The sequence below is a fragment of the Pseudomonas sp. RHF3.3-3 genome, from assembly GCF_048069595.1.
Taxonomy (GTDB): Bacteria; Pseudomonadota; Gammaproteobacteria; order Pseudomonadales; family Pseudomonadaceae; genus Aquipseudomonas; species Aquipseudomonas fuscovaginae_B.
The window spans coordinates 3870176-3890663 of sequence record NZ_CP182250.1 but is presented as its reverse complement, the minus strand read 5'-3'; the positions used below and the strand labels follow the sequence as shown (position 1 = coordinate 3890663).

The 20488-nt window shown below is 63.8% G+C and carries 21 protein-coding genes; 9 read left to right on the top strand and 12 right to left on the bottom strand.

Annotated elements, in window-relative coordinates:
- The 3 genes from ACMGT0_RS17085 to ACMGT0_RS17075 are packed head-to-tail and all read left to right on the top strand — an operon-like array spanning window position 1 to window position 3424.
- Window positions 1-1437 carry a CpaF family protein gene (locus tag ACMGT0_RS17085; protein ID WP_054059780.1) on the top strand — a complete coding sequence of 479 codons (1437 nt, stop codon included), beginning with the start codon at window positions 1-3 and terminating at the stop codon, window positions 1435-1437.
- Window positions 1438-1439: 2 nt separating this feature from the next.
- Entirely contained in the window at window positions 1440-2426 is a 987-nt protein-coding gene (locus ACMGT0_RS17080; protein ID WP_054059779.1) for a type II secretion system F family protein, read from the top strand.
- Window positions 2427-2455: 29 nt separating this feature from the next.
- Complete coding sequence (locus ACMGT0_RS17075; protein ID WP_416769036.1) at window positions 2456-3424, top strand: type II secretion system F family protein; 969 nt, start codon at window positions 2456-2458, stop codon at window positions 3422-3424.
- A gap of 51 nt (window positions 3425-3475) precedes the next feature.
- Here ACMGT0_RS17075 and ACMGT0_RS17070 read toward each other — a convergent pair whose 3' ends face one another.
- From ACMGT0_RS17070 to ACMGT0_RS17045, 6 genes are all read right to left on the bottom strand, one after another.
- Entirely contained in the window at window positions 3476-3742 is a 267-nt protein-coding gene (locus ACMGT0_RS17070; protein WP_416769035.1) for a DUF3613 domain-containing protein, read from the bottom strand.
- A gap of 15 nt (window positions 3743-3757) precedes the next feature.
- Window positions 3758-4465, bottom strand: a complete 708-nt coding sequence (locus ACMGT0_RS17065; RefSeq protein WP_054059776.1) for a tetratricopeptide repeat protein — start codon at window positions 4463-4465, stop codon at window positions 3758-3760.
- A complete protein-coding gene (locus tag ACMGT0_RS17060) occupies window positions 4462-5703 on the bottom strand; it encodes a type II and III secretion system protein family protein (protein ID WP_416769034.1) in 1242 nt (413 codons plus the stop codon). The genes ACMGT0_RS17065 and ACMGT0_RS17060 overlap by 4 nt, the downstream gene beginning before the upstream one ends.
- A 370-nt stretch (window positions 5704-6073) precedes the next feature.
- Window positions 6074-6778, bottom strand: coding sequence for a hypothetical protein (locus ACMGT0_RS17055; protein ID WP_273820872.1), 705 nt, complete (start codon window positions 6776-6778; stop codon window positions 6074-6076).
- Between the two features lie 104 nt (window positions 6779-6882).
- A complete protein-coding gene (locus ACMGT0_RS17050; protein WP_054059773.1) occupies window positions 6883-7245 on the bottom strand; it encodes a DUF7079 family protein in 363 nt (120 codons plus the stop codon).
- A gap of 49 nt (window positions 7246-7294) precedes the next feature.
- Window positions 7295-7849: an ankyrin repeat domain-containing protein gene (locus ACMGT0_RS17045; protein WP_416769033.1), complete on the bottom strand. Its 555-nt coding sequence runs from the start codon at window positions 7847-7849 to the stop codon at window positions 7295-7297.
- A gap of 199 nt (window positions 7850-8048) precedes the next feature.
- Between ACMGT0_RS17045 and ACMGT0_RS17040 the strand changes: the two genes are divergently transcribed.
- Together ACMGT0_RS17040 and ACMGT0_RS17035 are read left to right on the top strand one after the other, a co-directional pair.
- Window positions 8049-8549 carry a GNAT family N-acetyltransferase gene (locus ACMGT0_RS17040; protein WP_416769032.1) on the top strand — a complete coding sequence of 167 codons (501 nt, stop codon included), beginning with the start codon at window positions 8049-8051 and terminating at the stop codon, window positions 8547-8549.
- Between the two features lie 124 nt (window positions 8550-8673).
- Window positions 8674-9888, top strand: coding sequence for an aldose 1-epimerase family protein (locus tag ACMGT0_RS17035; protein ID WP_054063254.1), 1215 nt, complete (start codon window positions 8674-8676; stop codon window positions 9886-9888).
- A gap of 61 nt (window positions 9889-9949) precedes the next feature.
- On the opposite strand, the gene ACMGT0_RS17030 is transcribed toward ACMGT0_RS17035, so the two are convergent.
- Both ACMGT0_RS17030 and ACMGT0_RS17025 read right to left on the bottom strand, forming a co-directional pair.
- Entirely contained in the window at window positions 9950-11344 is a 1395-nt protein-coding gene (locus ACMGT0_RS17030; protein WP_416769031.1) for a sensor histidine kinase, read from the bottom strand.
- Complete coding sequence (locus ACMGT0_RS17025; RefSeq protein ID WP_054059768.1) at window positions 11322-12005, bottom strand: response regulator transcription factor; 684 nt, start codon at window positions 12003-12005, stop codon at window positions 11322-11324. Before ACMGT0_RS17025 ends, ACMGT0_RS17030 begins: the two co-directional genes overlap by 23 nt.
- A 314-nt stretch (window positions 12006-12319) precedes the next feature.
- Here ACMGT0_RS17025 and ACMGT0_RS17020 point away from each other — a divergent pair, with 314 nt between their 5' ends.
- The gene (locus ACMGT0_RS17020) at window positions 12320-13939 is read left to right on the top strand and encodes a glucan biosynthesis protein D (RefSeq protein WP_273820868.1); all 1620 of its coding nucleotides are present in this window, start codon (window positions 12320-12322) and stop codon (window positions 13937-13939) included.
- Between the two features lie 144 nt (window positions 13940-14083).
- Here the strand turns inward: ACMGT0_RS17020 and msrA are convergent, their stop codons facing one another.
- Both msrA and ACMGT0_RS17010 read right to left on the bottom strand, forming a co-directional pair.
- Window positions 14084-14809 carry a peptide-methionine (S)-S-oxide reductase MsrA gene (msrA, locus tag ACMGT0_RS17015; protein ID WP_054063256.1) on the bottom strand — a complete coding sequence of 242 codons (726 nt, stop codon included), beginning with the start codon at window positions 14807-14809 and terminating at the stop codon, window positions 14084-14086.
- Between the two features lie 20 nt (window positions 14810-14829).
- Entirely contained in the window at window positions 14830-16620 is a 1791-nt protein-coding gene (locus tag ACMGT0_RS17010; protein ID WP_416769030.1) for a cytochrome c biogenesis protein DipZ, read from the bottom strand.
- On the opposite strand from ACMGT0_RS17010, the gene ACMGT0_RS17005 reads away from it, so the two are divergent.
- Window positions 16619-16744, top strand: a complete 126-nt coding sequence (locus ACMGT0_RS17005) for a hypothetical protein (RefSeq protein ID WP_416769029.1) — start codon at window positions 16619-16621, stop codon at window positions 16742-16744. The two genes, ACMGT0_RS17010 and ACMGT0_RS17005, sit on opposite strands and share 2 nt — an antisense overlap.
- On the opposite strand, the gene msrB is transcribed toward ACMGT0_RS17005, so the two are convergent.
- Complete coding sequence (gene msrB / locus ACMGT0_RS17000) at window positions 16725-17243, bottom strand: peptide-methionine (R)-S-oxide reductase MsrB (protein ID WP_416769028.1); 519 nt, start codon at window positions 17241-17243, stop codon at window positions 16725-16727. The genes ACMGT0_RS17005 and msrB overlap by 20 nt on opposite strands.
- Before the next feature lie 175 nt (window positions 17244-17418).
- On the opposite strand from msrB, the gene ACMGT0_RS16995 reads away from it, so the two are divergent.
- Together ACMGT0_RS16995 and ACMGT0_RS16990 are read left to right on the top strand one after the other, a co-directional pair.
- Window positions 17419-18135: a response regulator transcription factor gene (locus ACMGT0_RS16995; RefSeq protein WP_054058860.1), complete on the top strand. Its 717-nt coding sequence runs from the start codon at window positions 17419-17421 to the stop codon at window positions 18133-18135.
- A complete protein-coding gene (locus ACMGT0_RS16990; protein ID WP_054058859.1) occupies window positions 18132-19595 on the top strand; it encodes a sensor histidine kinase in 1464 nt (487 codons plus the stop codon). The genes ACMGT0_RS16995 and ACMGT0_RS16990 overlap by 4 nt, the downstream gene beginning before the upstream one ends.
- 1 nt (window position 19596) lies before the next feature.
- Here ACMGT0_RS16990 and ACMGT0_RS16985 read toward each other — a convergent pair whose 3' ends face one another.
- Complete coding sequence (locus tag ACMGT0_RS16985) at window positions 19597-20475, bottom strand: LysR substrate-binding domain-containing protein (RefSeq protein ID WP_054058858.1); 879 nt, start codon at window positions 20473-20475, stop codon at window positions 19597-19599.
- Between the last annotated feature and the right edge of the window lie 13 nt (window positions 20476-20488).

Genomic DNA, 20488 nt, shown 5'->3' with positions numbered 1-20488 from the left:
ATGATCAGCGAATTTCGTAACCGCTTGCGCAAACAGTCCGGCAAGCCCCTCGTGGCGCTGGCCGCCCAGCAGGGCGATGAGCCGCCGGTGCCCGCCGCGGAGCTGATGGCCTGGGAGCGTACGGCGCCGGAGATCCCCTACGAAACCCGCAGCCAGGTCACCCCGGTGGAGGCCGAATGGCGGGAACGGATTTACCAGCAATTGCTCAAGGTCATGGACCTGTCGCTGCTCGACGCGCTGGAGCAGGCCGAAGCCGCGCGGCAGATCCGCGATATCTGCCAGCGTCTGCTGGATGAACATTCGGCGCCGGTCAGTTCGGTCAGTCGCCAGTTGATCATCAAGCAGATCACCGACGAGGTGCTCGGTCTCGGCCCGCTGGAGCCGCTGCTGGCGGACCACAGCGTGTCCGATATTCTGGTCAACGGCCATGCCTCGGTGTATGTCGAGCGTTTCGGCAAACTGCAGAAGACCGATGTGCGCTTTCGCGACGATCAGCATCTGCTGAACATCATCGATCGCATCGTGTCCAGCCTGGGGCGGCGTATCGACGAGTCCTCGCCATTGGTCGACGCCCGGCTCAAGGATGGCTCGCGGGTCAACGCGATCATCCCGCCGCTGGCCATCGACGGGCCGAGCATGTCGATCCGTCGATTTGCCGTGGACCTGCTCAACACCGACAGCCTGATCCAGGTAGGAACCCTGACCCCGGCCATCGCGCTGCTGCTCAAGGCGATCGTGCGCGGTCGCCTGAACGTACTGATTTCCGGCGGTACCGGCAGCGGCAAGACGACCCTGCTCAACGTGCTGTCCAGCTACATCCCGCTGAACGAGCGGATCGTCACCATCGAGGACTCGGCCGAGCTGCAACTGCAGCAGCCCCATGTGGTACGCCTGGAAACCCGCCCCTCCAACATCGAGGGGCGGGGCGAGGTGAGCCAGCGTGAGCTGGTGCGCAACAGCCTGCGGATGCGCCCGGACCGTATCGTCATCGGCGAAGTCCGAGGCGTCGAGGCGCTGGACATGCTCACGGCCATGAACACCGGCCACGACGGTTCCCTGACCACCATCCATGCCAACACCGCGCGCGATGCGCTGGGGCGCGTCGAGAACATGGTGTCGATGACCGGTGCCACCTTCCCGATCAAGGCCATGCGCCAGCAGATCGCCTCGGCCATCGATGTGGTGATCCAGCTCGAGCGCCAGGAGGACGGCAAGCGCCGCCTGGTCAGCGTGCAGGAGATCAACGGCATGGAGGGCGAGATCATCACCATGAGCGAGATCTTCTCGTTTGCCCGCAGTGGCGTGGGTGAAAACGGCGAAGTGCAGGGCGATTATCGCCCCAGCGGGATGATCCCGGCCTTTCGCGAGGTACTGGCCAAGCGCGGTATCGAGTTGCCACTCTCGCTGTTCCGCCCCGAGTGGATGGAGGGACGCTAGTCATGAACCACATCTCCGGCGAATTCATTCTGATCTTCCTGGGCATGGTGTTCATCGCCGCCTTCCTGCTGGCCCAGAGCGTGGTGGTACCGGTGTTCGGCGAGGCGAGCAGGATGCGCAAGCGCATTCGCGGTCGCCTGCATGTGCTGGAGAAGGCCAACAACCTGCCGAACATGCAGACCGTGCTGCGGCAGAAATACCTGACGCGCCTGTCGCCCCTGGAGGCCGCGCTCGAACAACTGCCGTTCATGGCGGACCTGACGCAACTGATCGAGCAGTCCGGGCATGAATACCGCGCCTATCGGGTGCTGTTGCTCGGAGTCGCCATGGGCGCAGCGGCCGGGGCCCTGGCGCTGATGATGGGCGCCTCCGGGTGGGTGGCGCTGCTGGCGGCCCTGATGGTCGCCTGGTTGCCGCTGCTGAAAATCTTCAGGGACCGCAACCGGCGATTTGCCGACTTCGAGGTGGGCCTGCCCGATGCCCTGGATGCCATGTGCCGCGCGTTGCGCGCCGGGCACCCGTTCAACGACACCCTGCGGCTGGTCTCCGAGGACCAGAAGGGGCCGGTGGCCCATGAATTCGGCCTGACCTTCGCCGATATCAACTATGGCAATGACGTGCGCCGGGCCATGCTCGGCCTGTTGGAGCGCATGCCGAGCATGACGGTGATGATGCTGGTGACGTCGATCCTCATCCATCGCGAGACCGGCGGCAACCTGACCGAGGTGCTGGAGCGCCTGAGCCGGCTGATCCGCGGACGCTTCCGCTTTCAGCGCAAGATCAAGACCCTGTCGGCCGAAGGGCGCATGTCGGCCTGGGTGCTGGTTTCCATTCCCTTCGTGCTGGCGGCGGTGATCCTGGTCACCACCCCCAGCTACCTGCCGGTGCTGATCAATGATCCGGTCGGCCACAAGATGATCATCGGCGCCTTCTGCGCCATGTTGGTCGGGATTTTCTGGATACGCAAAATCATCCGCATTCAGGTTTAGGCGGTTTTCACCCTGTGGAGGGGCGAGTCATGGACTATCTGCTCGGGTTGTTCAGTCGGGTGACGGAGAATGAGGCGCTGGCTCGCCTGTTGTTCGTCAGCGCGATCGGTTTGAGCACGGTGCTGGCGGTGGTCACCGTCATCCTGTTGCTGATGGGGCTGCAGGATCCGATGCAGCGTCGCCTGGCATCGATCAAGCGCGGACATATCGGCGGCACGGTGGGAGCAGAGGTGCCGGGTGGCCTGCTGGTGCTGCTGGAGCGGGTGGGGCAGCAGTTCGGTTCGACCGAGACGGCGCAGGCGTCCGCCACCCAACTGCTGTTGATCCACGCCGGGTATCGCTCGTCTTCAGCGGTGCAGGTGTACTGGGCGGTGCGCTTGCTGCTGCCCTTGCTGCTGCTGGGGCTCGGGGTGCTGGTGTTGCCGCTGGTGCCCAGGCTTTCCCTGGCCCTTGGTTTGCTGTTGCTGACCCTGGTGGCGGGTGTCGCCTGGCTGCTGCCGGCATTGTACGTCGGCAAGCGCAAGCAACGGCGGCAACGGCGTTTGCGGGCGGCCTTTCCCGATGCGCTGGACCTGATGGTGGTCTGCGTGGAGTCGGGGCTGGCGCTGCCGACGACCATCGAGCGGGTGGCTGAGGAAATGGCGGTCAGCCAGGTCGAGCTGGCCGAGGAACTGGCGCTGGTCAATGCGCAGATCCGTGCCGGGGTCAGCAACACCGAGGCGCTCAAGCAACTGGCGGTGCGCACCGGGCTGGAGGATGTGCAGGGGTTGGTCAGTCTGCTGGCGCAGAGCATTCGTTTCGGTACCAGCGTGGCCGAAACCCTGCGCATCTATGCCGACGAGTTCCGTGACCGGCGTACCCAGGCGGCCGAGGAGGCCGGCGCGAAAATCGGTACCAAGCTGATCTTCCCGCTGATTTTCTGCCTGTGGCCGAGCTTCTTCCTGATTGCGATCGGCCCGGCCATGATCGGGGTGTTCCAGGCCTTCGGCAGCCCATGATCGCCGAACGCCGATCCATGACACTGGCGCGAGCCAGCCACCGGGGCTGGCTCATTTGCCGCTGACGCTGCCCGATTCCTTCTGCTGGTAACGCTCGGGGATGGGATAGTTGAAACTGTTGAGCCAGCGTTGCATGGCCTGGTCGCGTTCGGCGGCCGAGGCGGTCTGCAGTTGAGGAGAGGCCACCACACCGCGAATCTGCAGTTGCAGCCAGCGTTCGGTGTCCTGCTGCTGCTCTGACGAGGGGCCCGGGTCAATCGCCCAGGCGCTCGTGGACAGGCAGGCCAGGGACACCATCAACAACCTCTTGGTATTCATCTCGACTCCTCGTCTCTACTTGATCGCACTGCCGGGAGCGGCATCGGCGCCCGGGCGCGCGCCCTCGACAGCCGCTACATTCCGAGCCTGGGCCTTGAGTTTCGCCGCCCGGGATTGCGCCTCGGTGACTTGTTTCGGGCTCAGGTTGGAACGGCTCGCCAGCTCCGCGGCCTGCTTCCAGTTATCCTGATAGATCAACAGTGTCACCAGGTTGAAGGCGGCCAGCGAGTCTGACTGCTTGAGTTCCAGGGCGGTCAGAAACTCGAAGCGTGCATCGTTGATCCGCCGTTGGTTGAGGTAGACGACCCCCAGGTCATTGCGGATCTTTTCATCGGTGGGCGCCATCCTCGCGGCCCGTTCAAGATGGTCCAGGGCAGTGGCATTATCGTTTCGGGCCGCCGCCAACTGACCCAGGCCATGCTCGCCTTCGGCCGCCAGGCAAGTGCCGAGCAGCCCCTTGTACAAGGGTTCGGCGTCGCTGCGGCCGAGCATGCGCAGTATGCGAGCCTTGCGCAGGCGAACCTGGACCAGGTCGTCGGGCAGGCCTTCCAGGTTCGCCAGGCTGGCATACAGGCGGCCATCGTTGATCATTTCGTCGGCCAGGTTCAGGGTCAACTGCTGATCCGAAGGGGGAGGCGTGCAGCTGGCCGGTCGGGAAGATAGGGTATTGCTGGCACAACCCGTGAGCAGCACCGTTGCCGCCAGCGCCATCACCGTTTTCATTGCGAAAGCCCCATGCGATTGTCGAAGTCACCGCTCTCGAGGAAGTACATGCGGTAGAAGTTCGGGTCGTAATTGCGCAGTTGCTCGCCAGGCAGCGAGGGCAGCTTGGCGTTGGCCGCCAAGGGTTGAACCAGGTGCGGCGTGACGATCATCAGCAGTTCGCGTTCGTCACGGTTGAGCGTGTTGTTGCGGAAGAATGCGCCAAGCACGGGAATGTCGCCCAGCCCCGGAAACTTGTTCACCTGGGCGGTGTTGCGGCTGCTGATCAGGCCGCTGACGACGAAGCTTTCGCCATCGGCCAGGGAAATGCTGGTGTCGGTACGGCGCACGGTCAGCGCCGGGACCACGATACCGGAGATCTGCACGCCATTGGAGTAGTCCAGCTCGCTGACTTCGGGGGCGACTTTCAGGGTAATGCGACCGCTGCCGATGATGGTCGGGGTCAGGGTCAGGCGGACACCGAATTCCTTGTACTCGATGGAGATGGTATCGCTGCCCGAACTGGGTACCGGAATCGGCACTTCACCCCCGGCCAGGAAGCTCGCACTCTGGCCGCTGAGGGCCACCAGGCTCGGGCGTGCGAGGGTATAGGCGAAACCGCTGCCCTCCAGGGAGTTGATCAGCCCCAGCACATTGCCGCCGCCAATGCCGATATTGAACGAGTCGTTGTTGAGGGGGATGTTGGGCGCCAGGCGGCCAATCTGGCCGGGCGTCACCGTCACGCCGGGCACCGTGCCCGGCGAACCGAACAGGAAATTGCCGCTCTTGCCGAAGATCGAGGTACTGGCCTCCTTGAGTTTGCTGCGGCTGACTTCGACGAAGCGAATATCGGTCTGCACCTGGCTCGGCAGCAGCGGGTCTTCGGAAGGGACCGTCGAGACGCTGGTCAGCGCCGCGGTGGCCTTGCCCTTGACGAACACCATGCTTTGGCGTGGCGTCGGCGAGCAGGCGGTCCAGACCATCAGGCTGGTGGCGCCTGGAGCCATGCCGGTGAGAATGAAGGCACTGCCGCCGCTGGTTTGTACATCGGCGATCTTCGGGTCGCCCACGGCCAGTTGCGTAATGGGCACCGGCACCCGCAGTTCATCCTGAAGCCCCTGGCCCACCTCGAACACGGTGGGCAAACTGGCCAGTTGCGAACAGTTTCCCGCCGCGGCCTGGGCCGCTTCCATCCCCAGGCCCATCCATAACAGGCCTTGAACAATTGTCCTGAAAGCAGGCACGGTACGATAAATCATGATAGGTACACCCTCGCCGAACAGGCCGTCCGTGGGCTGACTGGGTTACCCCAGAACTGCCCCCCCACACTAACCACCAATGACGCCAGCAATATCCTCGATACCGCGCACGATCGGGGGAACAGGTCTGACTGATTCGCCGACTGATCGTTGAAAACAACTTGGGGTGATACAAGCCGGAATGGCTCGGTCCTTGTGTGAAAAGGTAGTTCAATCAAAGCAAAGCGCCATGATCGAAAGGAAAAACTTTCACTGCGCGAGGAGGGTGGTTGGCCCATTGATCCGGGACAGATCAGGGGCCTTGGCTACTTCGAGAGGAACTTGGGAGCGAACTTATGTGAACTTTGCCCAATAAGTCCGCCCTGACCCGTTACTTGGCTGCCGTATCTTGCGACTGGTTGTTGGCGTGATACAGCGCCAGGTGATTGGAAATGCACATGTCATAGGCCTCGACCAGAAACAGATGAGGCTTGGAGGCGATCGGTGGAACCAGGCAGCGGGTGGTGACGCGTTTGCCCAGTATTTCCGTATCGATATAGATGAGATTCACCGGAGACTTTTTCGGGTTTTCCTCTGCACTGAAGTACGCCCGGGTGTATTCCTCCTTGCCTTCGGTCTTGTCCAGCGATTGACTGTCGATCCGGGTGGTCAGGACGTCTCCGGCCGGAAAGCTCTTGTCCGCCATCAGCGCTACGCCGATCGGGCCGGTGAAGCCGGCCAGCAGCGCGTTCTTGCGCAGTTGCGATTGCAGGTTGGCATAGGTGACGAAGTGCAGCACCTTGATCGATGGCTGACTGCCCAGTTCCGGCAGCGTTTCATAAGCCCGGTGGGCCAGCAGCCGCGGGCCTGTGGGTTTGGTCGCGGTGTCCGCTACACGATAGATGGCATAGGCATCACTGGTGATCAGCAGACTGAAAATCTCTTTTTCGCTCTCACTGTGGGGGCGCAGGTCCTGGATGGCGATCTTGTCCGACTGCTCCAGCCCCGGAAACTCCGGTGGCGGCACGGGTGGCTGGCTGGCGCAGCCGGCAAGGACCAGCAGGCTGGTGGCAAGAAGGGTTTTCAACGGGTGCATGGAACGTCCTGTTGTCATGGAAGAGAAGGGCTTCGGGTTGGCTTCGAATCCATCTGCCGGGTGAGCGAATAGATAGTGGCTAATAGCCATTCCATGATGCGCGGCTATTGCCCGGCAACGGTATCGGTTTTGCCGAGTGCCCGGATGATATTCTGCCAACACTTCCCGATTTCCCTGGCAACCAAGCCACGCGGGTGCCTGGACTGCGGCTCGTCGACCACCCTGAGATTTTCCACAAGCCAGGCATCCGACCAGCCGGCCCATTCCCCGGCGACACACTTGAGGTTCGCCTGCAGAACCGGAAAAACCTCGTTCCACAAGATGCGCTGGACCTCTTCCTGCGAATAGCCGGACTCCCGGATGGCTCGTGCAATGGCGTCGTAGGTCAGCGGGTCGATCTCGGTATCGAGAAACAGCGACGAGAGGGCTTGCCAGATTTTCAGACGGTTCGTGTCAACGGACCTCATGGATGACGCTCCTTCAGCGGATGCCAAGGCAGACGTTGGCGTACATAGCCTAGGCGATGGGTAGAGCCGATTCGCCGTCCATCCCGCAAGGCGGATCATAAGTACCGTGCCAGCCCACCAGGGTGCGTTCGAACGAGTCCGCAAAGTACCTGGCGCCCTTGGCAATCCTGACCACGCCGCCGGCATAGGCCACCAGCATGGCTTCTTGCGCACGACGCTCCGTGGCTTCGCTCCACGCGCTGCTGCTGGGCAGCAGGTCCGGATCATTGGGGCTGACCCAGTGAACCTTGCTGACTTGCGCCGCCCGCCGCAAAAGCTCGGCCAGCCTGGAGTGCCCCTGATCCCGGGCGATATCCGCCGCCGTCTGCTCCTTGCCGGTCATGCTGTCTAGCGAGGCACCGGCACGAATCAATGCCCGGCAGGCGGCTTCATGACCGAAGTAGGCGGCCTGGTGCAGAAAGGTCCAACCGGAAGAGGCTTTTTGATAATGGCAGCAGCGCCGTGCAATCTGCGGCCACTCGTTCCACTCTGACAGCAGTGGATCCCACTTGCCATGCTTGGCCTGCTCGTAGGCCTGTTCCACGAGATTGTGCAGTGCGCTCATTTCGTTCTGTTCATGAGGGGGGAGTCGCTATACCGTGGCCACCTGCGCAGGAAAACGAAGGCCTGGACAGGGGCTAGGCGCACCTTCACGTCGCAGGCCCATCATTTCTCGCGTTCGACACACTGAATAAAATCCAACGGCTGTGTCTGCAAACAGTAACAAGAAATCGGAACATTGCGCATCAGGGAGAGGGAGATCAATGAGTTCATTCAGAGTGCGCAGGCTGGAGGGCACCGATACCCAGGCCTTGCTGGCATTCGAAACCCATAATCGTGAATGGTTCGAATCACGCATCGATGCACGCGATCCGGCCTTCTACTCATTGCAGGGCGTCACCGTGCATATCGAGGACTATCTGTCCGGTTTTGCCAAGGGCACCTGGCATCCGTTCGTTTTGGAGGACCCCAGCGGCAGGATCGTCGGCCGGGCCAATCTGAAAGATATCGACTCGTCCAAAGGCATCGCTGAAGTCGGTTACCGGGTCGCTCGGGACGTTTGCGGGCAGGGGCTTGCCACACTGGCCTTGAGGCATCTGATTCAGCAGGCCCGGCAACACTGGAAGCTCAAGCAATTGGTGGCGTATGTCTACAAGAACAATATCGGCTCAGCCAAGGTGCTGTCTCGTTGCGGATTCCGGATCGAGCAGGCGCCGCAGGAAGAAGTAGGGGATGATCGGCATCGATGGGTGCTGTCGATCTAGCTCGGGAAGGCCTGTCCAGAGCAGGCCAGCTGGGTTGGCCTGTCGGAGTGTCTGTCCCTTGTTTGACTTGCTGAATCGTTTCACTAGGTTTATAAAAGTCGAACAATTCCAATAAGGACCGCCCATGAACACCCTCCGACTGATTTTCGGCGTTACCGCTCTGACCACCGCTTCCCACGCCCTGGCCTGGGACTATGTGCTGCTCGACAGCGACACCCCTGCGCAGAACCGCCAGATCACCAGCCAGCAACTGGGGATCAAGACCGCCAAGCCGTTCTCCATAACCCTGCGCACCTTGCACGGCGGCCGCCAGGAAGGGGTCAGCATTGTCGACATCGACAACGGCACGATGAAGCTCTCGGTGGTCCCGACCCGGGGCATGAACGTTCTGCACGCCTCCGTGGGCAATGTGCGCATGGGCTGGGATTCTCCGGTCAAGGAGGTGGTCAACCCGGCCTTCATCGAACTCAACGGCCGTGGCGGCCTGGGCTGGCTGGAGGGGTTCAACGAACTGGTGGTGCGTTGCGGCTATGAGTGGGTCGGTCACCCGGGGCTGGACAACGGCGAATTGCTCACCTTGCACGGCCGGGCGGCGAATATTCCGGCCAACAGGGTCACCCTGCATATCGATGAACAACCGCCTTACGCCATTCGCCTGCAGGGCGAATTGAAGGAGCAGGCGTTCAAGAAAGTCGACTTCTCCGTGGTCACCGAACTGTCGACGTTGCCCGGTAGCGTGAGCTTTGCGCTCAATGACACGCTGACCAACAACGGCGACTATCCGAAGGAATACCAGGCGCTGTACCACAACAACTTCAGCACGCCGTTCCTGGAGCAGGGCGCGCGTTTCGTTGCGCCGGTGAAGCAGGTGTCACCGTTCAACGACAAGGCCAAGGGCGACCTGCCGGACTGGCAGACCTACCGCGCGCCAACCCGGGACTACGACGAGACGGTCTACAACGTCGTGCCCTACGCCGATGCCAAGGGCGATACCCTGGCGGTATTGCACAACAAGGCCGCTAACCTCGGGGTGTCGGTCGGCTTCAACACACAACAGTTGCCGGTGTTCTCCCTGTGGAAGAACACCGACACCCAGGGCCAGGGCTACGTGACCGGGCTGGAGCCGGGCACCAGCTTTTCCTATAACCGTCGTTACCAGCGTCCGCTGGGGTTGGTGCCGACCATCGGTGCCGGGCAGAAGCGGCAGTTCCAGATCAGCTATAGCCTGCTGGCGGACAAGGCGGCCGTGGATCAGGCGGTGCAGCGGGTGACCCAGATCCAGGATGGGCGCAAGACGGAAGTGCGCGGTACGCCCCTGGTGGACCTGAGCAAGGAATGATCCATCCTTCACTCGCACAACCGCAAAGGGCATTCGCGATCCGTCGCGCCGTCTGCGTCGGCTAGTCGACGGCGATCAGGTTGTCCCGGCACTCCAGAATCAGCCGGGCGCCTGTTCGCTCGCCGGTGCCGATCTTCAGGTTGAAGCCATGCAGGCTGATGATCGCCGCGACGATCGACAGGCCCAGGCCGAAGCCGCTGTGCTGGTTGCCGTCATCGCAGCGGTAGAAACGCTGGAACACCGCATCGCGCTCCGAGGGTGGAATGCCCGGGCCGGTGTCGATCACCTCGATCCGTGTGCTGCCCTGGTCGCTGGCCGCCAGCAGCACTACTTCACCGCCCGGCGGGGTGAACTTGATCGAGTTGCTCAGCAGGTTCGCCAGGGCCTCGAAGAGCAGGGCGCGGTCGCCGGTGATGTGCGGCAACACTTGCGGCAACTCCAGGCGCAGGCTGATTTGCGCTTCTTCGGCCAGGGGCAGGTAGAAGTCATGCAACTCGCGCAGCAGCGGTAGTGGGTCGAGCACCACGAAGCCGGAACGGCGTTGGTGGTCTTCCAGCTCGGAGATCCGCAACAGCCCCTTGAAGCGCGCCATCAGGGTGTCGGTCTCGGCAATCACGCCGTCCAGTTGCAGGGCCTCGGGAGAGTCGTGCGGGGCCTGCTGCTGGATGCGGTAGAGCTGCGCGCGCAGGCGGGTCAGCGGGGTGCGCAGGTCGTGGGCGATGTTGTCGCAGACGCCCTTGACCTCGTTCATCAGCCGCTCGATGCGGTCGAGCATGGCGTTGACGATGGCCGCCAGCATGTCCAGCTCGTCGCGGCGGTTGGACAGTGGCAGGCGGTGGCCGAGGTCGCCGGCGACGATCGCTTCGGCGCTGGCCTGGATCGCCCGGATACGGCGGATCGGCCGACGCCGCAGCAGATGCCAGCCGGCAATGCCGGGCAGAATGGTCAGCGACACCGCCCAGAACAGCGCATGGAGGATGATCCGCGTCACGCCGAACAGCGAGCCGTTGTCACGCACCAGCAGCAGCCAGCGGCCGTCATGGGTCTGGGTGGCGACGGCGTCGCAACTGTCCTGGGGCAGGTTGGGGTCGTCGGAATCGATGCAGTTGGCCAGTTCGTGGATGTGGCCGTCCATGATCAGGTCCGGCGGCATTTGCTTGATCGGCCCGCTGAGGTGCATTTTCTGTTCGTTGAACAGGCCGTAGGCGTCGACCCCGCGCATGTCGAAAGTCATGCTGGTGGTCAGCGCGTCCAGCAACTGCTGGCCCTGGAAGCGCGAGAACAGGTGCTGGCGCTGCATCAGCGAGTGGCGCGCCAGCGTGTCGAGGTAGCCGGAGACCTCGTAGTAGAGCACGCCCATCAGGCTGCAGCTCCAGGCCACGAAGAGGAAACTGTAAAGCGCCAGCAGGCGGCTGGTGGACGAGCGCCAGCCCTTAGAGGGGTTCGGCAATGACATAACCGGAGCCTCGTACCGTGCGGATCAGCGGTGGCAGGCCGGGACTGTCGATTTTCTTGCGCAGGCGGCCGATGTGTACATCGATCAGGTTGGTGCCCGGGTCGAAGTGATAACCCCAGACTTCCTCGAAGATCATCATCCGCGAGAGGATCTGCCCGGTGTTGCGCATCAGGAACTCCAGCAGCTTGTATTCGGTGGGCAGCAGGCTGAGCAGTTGGTCGGCGCGGGTGGCTTCGCGGCTGATCAGGTTCAGTTCCAGGTCGGCGACCCGCAGCGAGGTCTCGAACTCCCGGGCCGGGCTCTTGCGCCGCAGCAGTACCTCGACCCGGGCGGCCATCTCGTCGGAGGCGAAGGGCTTGGTCAGGTAGTCGTCGCCGCCGGCGCGCAGGCCACGCACGCGCTCGTCGACATCGGAGAGGGCGCTGATCATCAGGATCGGCGTGGCGACGCCAATGGTCCGCAGGGTGGTGACGATGGCCAGGCCATCGAGTTCCGGCAGCATGCGATCGAGGGTGATCAGGTCGTAGTCGCCGCTCACGGCGCGTACCAGGCCTTCACGGCCATTGTCCACCCAGTCCACTTCAAGCCCATGGCTGCTCAGTTCAGCCACGATTTCCTTGGCGGTTACAGCATCATCTTCGATGGTCAGGATGCGGGTCATTGCGGTTGCCTCGTACGGACCTTCACAACAGGCGTGGGATTTTGCCAACAAACCAGTGAAAGCTTTCTGAAGAAATTTTCATGTTTTCCTGGCGGTCGTTAAGGGGAGCGCCCCGATATCGGATCGAGGCTTGAAACATCTAGCCACACCTTTGCTGAATAAAGCCTGTCATCAAGTTTTTCAAAGAGATTGCGAACGTTCCTCAGGATTTGGTATCTGTTTGCTTGCAGCCGCTGGTCGTGCGAAGTGGCTGATTCCCCTGTCCGACACCTTGCGTTTGCGGTGTCCGGATCGTCCTCAGTACAGGTCTTTTTATGCATCGCCGTAATCTCCTGAAAGCTTCCATGGCCCTGGCGGCCTATACCGGCCTGTCGGCCAGCGGTTTGTTCGCGGCACGGGCGCTCGCCGCCACCGCGGACGGTGACATCGAACATTTTGATTTCGAGGCGTTGCAGGCCCAGGCGAAGGGACTCGCTGGCAAACCTTATGTCAGTACGCGGCAGGTGCTGCCGCCGACGCTGGCGAACATGACCCCGCAGCAGTTCAATGCGATCCAGTACGACGCCCGGCATTCGCTGTGGAATGAGCTCAAGGGTCAGTTGGATGTGCAGTTCTTCCACGTCGGCATGGGCTTCAGGCAGCCGGTGCGCATGTACAGCGTCGATGCGAAGACGCGCCAGGCGCGGGAAGTGCATTTCCGGCCGCCGCTGTTCAATTACGCCAGCAGCGGTATCGACCCGTCCCAGCTCAAGGGCGACCTGGGTTTTGCCGGCTTCAAGCTGTTCAAGGCCCCGGAAATCGATCGCCACGATATCGTCTCCTTTCTCGGTGCCAGCTATTTCCGCGCAGTGGACAAGACCGGTCAGTACGGCCTTTCGGCGCGCGGGCTGGCGATCGACACCTATGCGCACAAACGTGAGGAGTTCCCGGACTTCACCAAGTTCTGGTTCGAGACGCCGGCCAGGGACAGCACGCGTTTTGTGGTCTATGCCTTGCTCGACTCGCCGAGCGCCACCGGCGCCTACCGTTTCGATATCGATTGCCAGGCCGAGCAGGTGGTGATGATGGTCGAGGCCCATGTCAACGCGCGGGTGGATATCGAGCAGTTGGGCATTGCGCCGATGACCAGCATGTTCAGCTGTGGTACTCACGAGCGGCGCATGTGCGACACCATCCATCCGCAGATCCACGATTCCGATCGCCTGGCGATGTGGCGTGGCAATGGCGAGTGGATCTGCCGACCGCTGAACAACCCGGCCAAGCTGCAGTTCAATGCGTTTGCCGACAAGGACCCCAAGGGCTTCGGCCTGGTGCAGACCGACCACGAATTCGCCAGCTACCAGGACACCGTGGACTGGTACAGCCGCCGGCCGAGCCTGTGGGTCGAGCCGACCACGCCCTGGGGCGAGGGCTCGGTGCAGTTGCTGGAGATCCCGACCACCGGCGAAACCATGGACAACATCGTCGCCTTCTGGACCCCGAAGCAGCCGGTCAAGGCCGGTGACTCGCTGAGCTACGGCTACAAGCTGTACTGGAGCGCGCTGCCGCCGGTGGGTACACCGCTGGCACGGGTGCATGCGACGCGCTCGGGCATGGGTGGTTTCACCGAGGGCTGGGCGCCGGGCGAGCATTACCCCGAAGTCTGGGCCCGGCGTTTTGCCGTGGACTTCAACGGCGGCGGGCTGGAGCGGCTGCCGGAGGGGAGCGGGATCGAGCCGGTGGTCACCACCTCCAATGGTCAGGTGAAGGATTTCAGTGTCCTCAAGCTGGATGAGATCGGCGGCTACCGGGTGATCTTCGACTGGTACCCGACCAACGACAGCGTCGACCCGGTGGAGATGCGACTGTTCATTCGCAGCGGCGAGCGGACCTTGAGCGAGACCTGGTTGTACCAGTACTTCCCGCCCGCGCCGGACAAACGGCGTTATCCCTGAGGGGCGAGGCACCGTTTGAAATAGGTGGTGCCTGCTCCGTCGCTTTCGCGGGCAAGCCCGGCGCCTACAGGAACGTGCAGAACAAACAGCCCTGTACGGCACAACCTGCAGCAGCCGGGCTTGCCCGCGAAGAGGCCCTCAGGATCACCGTATATCCGGCACCAGCACCGGATCTTCCCGATACCACTGCGGCTCCATGCGCTTGAGGTTCTCCACCTTCGGCAGGTCGTTGATGGCGATGTAGGGCACGTAGGGATGCAAGGTCAGGTAGTTCTGGTGATACCCCTCGGCCGGATAGAACACCTTGTTGTCCTCGATCCGGGTGACGATCTTCGACGGGAACACCCTGGCGCCATCCAACTGCGCGATATATGCCTGGGCGATCTTTTCCTGCCCGGCGTTCACCGGGAAGATCGCCGAGCGGTACTGCGTGCCGCTGTCCGGCCCCTGGCGGTTGAGCTGGGTCGGGTCGTGGGCCACCGAGAAGAACACCTGCAGCAGCTTGCCATAGCTGACCTGGCTCGGGTCGTAGGTGATCTGTACTGATTCGGCATGCCCGGTATCGCCTTCGCCAACCTGTTCGTAATGGGCGGTACCCGCCGCGCCGCCGGCATAGCCGGACACCACGTTCTGCACCCCGCGCACATGTTGGAACACGCCCTGGACACCCCAGAAGCAGCCGCCGGCGAACACGGCCGTGGCCTGGCCGGCGGTGGCCGGCTCATCCAGCGCCGGCGGAGCGATCTGCACCGCCGGCTCGGCGGCAAAGGCCAGGCGCTGCACCAGCAGGATCGACAGGGCCAGGCCGGCCACAGCGGCCATCGTCAACAGCGGCGAGACGTTTTTTTTCTGCATCATGGACTTGCTCATTTCATGCATCCTCTTGGCAATCAACCGAAGGTAAAGGCGTAGGCCTGCACACCGGGGTCGAGAAATTCGATGGAAAAGGTGTGGTCGCCGACGTCACCGGCCTGGCGCACCAACTGATACAGGCGCTGTTCGGTCACCGTGCCCTGGCCGTTGGCGTCGGTATCGGTGCCGTGGTCCGCGCCCGGCGCCTTGCCATCGACCTGCACCTTGAAGCGAACGGGTTGGCCGCTGGCGGAAGGGCCGAGCACCAGATGCAGGTCACGGGCATGGAAGCGGAAAACGATAGAGCCGCCTGCCTGGTTCAAGGCCGCCTGTTCCGGGCGCACGGTCCAGTTGCCCGCCAGGCCCCACTGATTCAGCTGCGGTTGCCGGGGCGCGTCATAGGTCTTGGGTTGGTCGGCGAGCTGCTGGCCCGGGGAAGCAAAATGCTCGGCACGGTCATAGCCGATGTAGGTTTCCGGCGATTTCACTTCGGCTTCATCCGCCGCCTGCATCACACCGCTGGCCTGGGTGCTGACCACGCCGCCGGAGACGTTCCGGTTGCCGGCTTCGGCCAGCAGTTGCTGGATCACCTGCTCGGAGCCGGCATAGTCGCCTTCGCCGAAGTGGTGGTAGCGCACCCGGCCCTGGGCATCGATGAAGTAGTGCGCCGGCCAGTACTGGTTGTTGAAGCCACGCCAGATGGCGTAGTCATTGTCGATCGCCACCGGATAGCGGATCCCCAGCTTGCTCACGGCCTGGCGTACATTGTCGATGTCGCGTTCGAAGGCGAACTCCGGAGCATGCACGCCGATCACCACCAGGCCCTGGTCGTGGTATTTCTGTGCCCAGGCGTTGACGTAGGGCAGGCTGCGCAGGCAGTTGATGCAGGAGTAGGTCCAGAAGTCGATCAGCACCACCTTGCCCTTGAGTTCGGCGGCGCTCAGGGGGGCCGAGTTGAGCCACTGCACGGCGCCGGAGAGATCGGGCAGGGTGCCTTCGACCGGCAGGGGGCGTTCAGTCGACGTTTTGGCGGCCATGGCCATCATGCTGCCGGCCGGTTGTTCATCGTGAACCACCGCCGCCATCATTGCGCCTGGCTGCGGCGCCGGGTTGAAGGTATCCAGCAGTTTCTGCTCGATGCCGGCAGTGGCGACCGTCGAGACCCGGGTCAGCAGGCCGGTGTCCAGGCCCAGGGCAATCGCCGCCACCCCGGCGAGCATCGCCGCGCCGAGACCGCGGCGTAGCCACTGGCCGGTCCCGAGGTTGCGTTTCATCGCGCTGAATACCCGACCACCGACCAGCAGGGCACCGGCCAGGGAGGTGGCGGCACCGGCGGCGTAGGCCAGCAGCAATAGCGTGGTGCCGATGTTGGCGCCCTGCAGGGCCGCACCGGTGAGGATCAGGCCGAGGATCGGCCCGGCGCAGGGAGCCCACAGCAGACCGGTGGCGATACCGAGAACGAACGACGAGCGCACGCTCGGCTGCCCGCTTTCCGCCTGGGCCGAGCGTGACAGCCGGTCACCGGCCGAAACCAGCGGCCGCGCCAGGCGATCGGCCAGGTGGGGGAAGAGCAGGGTGATGGCGAAGAAGGCCATCAGCGCCATCGCCAGCCAGCGCCCGTACTGATTGGCCCGCACCACCCAGCCACCGCCGACGGCGGCGAGGGTGGCGACCAGGGCGAAGGTCAGGGCCATGCCGCACAGCAGCGGCAGGCCGCTGCGGCGCAACGATTCGCCGGAGCGGGCGAACACGAAGGGCAGCACCGGCAGGATGCACGGGCTCAGGATGGTCAGCAGACCGCCCAGGTACGCCAGGATGATTAAAAACATGATGCAGATCCTTGTCGATGAAGTTGAAACGTTGCCGGCCGTGGGGCTCTGGCTGGGGTTGGTCCCTGTAGGAGCAGGGCTTGCCCGCGAACAGGCCCAGCCGCTCAGCCCGCACGCGGCGTGAAGCTCATCGCCACGCCGTTCATGCAGTAGCGCAAGCCGGTCGGTGCCGGCCCGTCGGGGAACACGTGGCCCAGGTGGCCGCCGCAGCGATGGCAATGCACTTCGGTGCGGACCATGCCCAGCGAGCTGTCGCGACGGGTGCCGACGGCGTTCTCCAGCGGCGCTGTGAAGCTCGGCCAGCCGGTGTGGCTGTCGAACTTGGCCGAGGAGGAAAACAGCGTCTGCCGGCAGCCGACGCAGGCGAAGACACCGGCGCGGTGTTCATCGTTGAGGGGGCTGCTGTAGGGGCGTTCGGTGCCCTCATGGCGCAGCACCTGGTACTGGCTGTCGTTCAGCATCGCCCGCCATTCGGCGTCGCTGTGGTTGACCTCGAAGGTCTCGTCCGTGACGCCTGGGGCAGCGTTGCCGCCGAGGGTGGCGGCCACCGCGCGCCAGTCGACGAAACCGGCGGCGAGCAGGGCGGCGGCACTGGAAAGAAGAAAGCGTCTTCTGCTGGACATGGCATGATCTCCACGGCAATTGATCAGGCTTTCAGTGTCGGCCGGCAACGGTCGCCAAATCCTCCCGCAAAGTTAAATTAATCGTGAACATTTTCCCCCTGCCGATTCGGCACAATGGGGCGGACGTCATATGCTGTGAACGTCCCGGATATTTCACCTGCAGGAACGTCACACCATGGATTCACCCAAACGCATTCTGATCGTCGAGGATGACCTGCACCTGGCCGGGCTGCTGAGCCTGCACCTGCGGGACGAGGGCTACGAGGTCACCCATTGTGCCGACGGCAATCTGGGCCTGGCACAGTTGGAGAAGGGCGGCTGGGATGCGCTGATCCTCGACCTGATGCTGCCGGGCGTCGATGGCCTGGAAATCTGCCGCCAGGCCCGGGCCATGGCGCGCTACACGCCGATCATCATCACCAGCGCCCGCTCCAGCGAGATGCATCGGGTGCTGGGCCTGGAGCTGGGCGCCGACGACTACCTGGCCAAGCCGTTCTCGATGCTCGAGCTGGCGGCGCGGGTCAAGGCCCTGCTGCGGCGGGTCGATGCCCTGGCCAGGAGCCTCAAGGTCGACGCCGGCAGTCTCGAACTCAACGGCCTGAGCCTGGACCCGCTGGCCCGCGAGGCCCGGCTCGACGGCCAGGCACTGGACCTGACGCCACGGGAGTTCGACCTGCTGCACTTCTTCATGAAGAACCCCGGTACGGTGTATTCACGCCTGGATCTGCTGAACCAGGTCTGGGGTTACCAGCACGATGGCTACGAACACACGGTCAACACCCATATCAACCGCCTGCGGGCGAAGATCGAGGTCGATCCGGCACAGCCCGAACGGATTCTCACGGTCTGGGGCCGCGGTTATCGTTTTGCTCCCGCGGGGCGTGCCGAATGAACCTGAGCCTGTCCCAGCGCCTGTCCGTGGTGTTCTCGATCCTGCTGCTGGCCTGCTGCGGCGCCTCGGTGTGGCTGCAGGTGCGCGCCAGCGACATGCACGAAAAGGAGGTGGTGCAGGGGCTGTCCCGCGACCTGGCCCGCAGCATCGCCCTGGAAAACCGCCTGGTGGGTACCGAGGGCCTGACCATGGACGGTGTGCGGGCGCTGTTCGGCCAACTGATGAACGTCAACCCCAGCGTCGAGGTGTACCTGCTCGATCCGAGCGGGCGGATCACTGGCGACGCCGCGCCCCAGGGCCATCTCAAGCGTGACCAGGTCGACCTGGAGCCGATCCGGCGCCTGCTGGACGGCCAGCCGCTGCCGATTCTGGGCGATGACCCGCGCAGTACCGATGGACGCAAGGTGTTCAGCGCCGCCGCGCTGCACGGTGGCGGCAAGGCGTTGGGCTATCTCTACGTGGTCCTGCAGGGCGAGGAGCATGACCGCCTGGCGGCGCGCGTGAGTGCCAGCACGGTGTTGCGCACCACGCTGTGGGCCATGGGCCTGGTGGCACTGCTGGGGTTGATCGCCGGTCTGATTGCCTTTCGCCTGATCACCCGGCCACTGCGTCGCCTGACCGAGACCATGCGCGATTTCGACACCGATGCCGCCCCGGTCAACCCGCCGACACTGCCTCTTGCCGGTTCGGGGGGGGGCAACGAAATCGAGGTGCTGGAAGCGAGTTTCGCCCAGATGGCGGTGCGTATCGGCGAACAGTGGCGGGCCCTGACCCAACTCGACCAGGACCGGCGCGAGCTGGTGGCGAACATCTCCCATGACCTGCGTACGCCACTGGCGTCCCTGCACGGTTACCTGGAAACCCTGTCGCTCAAGGGCGAGCTGCTGGCGCCGGACGAGCGCAAGCGTTACCTGGGCACCGCGCTGGCGCAGAGCAACAAGGTCCGGCAACTGGCCCAGGCCCTGTTCGAACTGGCGCGCCTGGAGCATGGCGAGGTGCGTCTGGAACGGGAGGATTTCTCCCTCAGCGACCTGATCCAGGACGTGTTCCAGAAATTCGAGCTGATGGCCGAAACCCGCCATTCGAAGCTGTTGGCGGTACTGCCGCGCGGTGCGGCGATGGTGAGTGCCGACCTCGGCATGATCGAACGGGTGCTGACCAACCTGATCGACAACGCCCTGCGTCATACCCCGGAAGGCGGCAGCATCGAGGTGGCGCTGGTGCATGCATCGGGCAAGGTCCGGGTGACCGTCAGCGATACGGGGCCGGGTATCCCGCCCAAGCTGCTGGACAACCTGTTCCGGCGTCCCTTCAACCAGGACGGCGACCGTCGCAGCGGCGGCCTCGGCCTGTTGATCGTGCGGCGTATCCTGCAGTTGCACGACAGCCAGATCCGTCTGCTGTCGGTGCCCGGCAAGGGCGCGGTGTTCTGTTTCGAGCTGGCCGCAGCGGGCGAGTGAGTCAGGCGCTGGGGATGTTCAACGCCTCTTCGAGAAATCGCTGCATCGCCCTGACAGCCGGGGCCTGGACGGCAGGGACGGGGCGCACGTAGAGCCCGAAGGTCACCACCGGTGCGGCTGGCAGACCTTCGGCAGCCCCCAGCACCCGCATGCTTTGCGTACGGATGTTGCCTTCGAGCAGTACCGCAATGCCCAGGCCGGCCTCGACCGCCGACTGCACCGCCGGCAGGCTGGTGCTGCTGCACACCACCCGCCAGCCGATACCGGCCTGTTTCAGTTGCTGCTCCACCCGCGGCTGCCACAGGCAGGTGCCACTGAAGGTCACCAGGGACAGGACCCGGGCGTCCAGCGTCGGTTCGAGCACCAACCCACGGGCGCCGACCCAGAACAGCGGCAACTCCCAGCTCACCTGGGGCCTGGCGTTGATGCCATGGGTGTCGCCGACGACGATATCCAGTGCACCCTCGAGCAGCCGGGCGGACATGGCTGCGCTGCTGTCGACGGTGATTTCCAGGCTGACCTGCGGATAGGCCGCGGAAAACCGTTGCAGGGCCCGCGGCAGGCTGCCGATGGCGATATCCTCCAGCAGGCCCAGGCGCACCGTGCCCGCCACCTGGCTGGCCGCCAGTGCCCGCCGGGCATCGGCACCGGTGCCGAGAATGCTGTGGGCGTAGGGCAGCAGGGTATGACCGGCCTCGGTCAGGCGCAGGCCACGGGGCGAGCGTTCGAACAGCCGCCGCTCCAGGTCTTCCTCCAGGCGGCGCAGTTGCATGCTGACGGCGGCCTGGGTCCGCCCCAGGCGCTGGGCGGTAGCACCGACCGTACCGGTCTCGGCGACGGTGGCGAAAGTTCGCAGCAGGCTGCTGTCGAGATCGCGCATTATCAGAATTCCT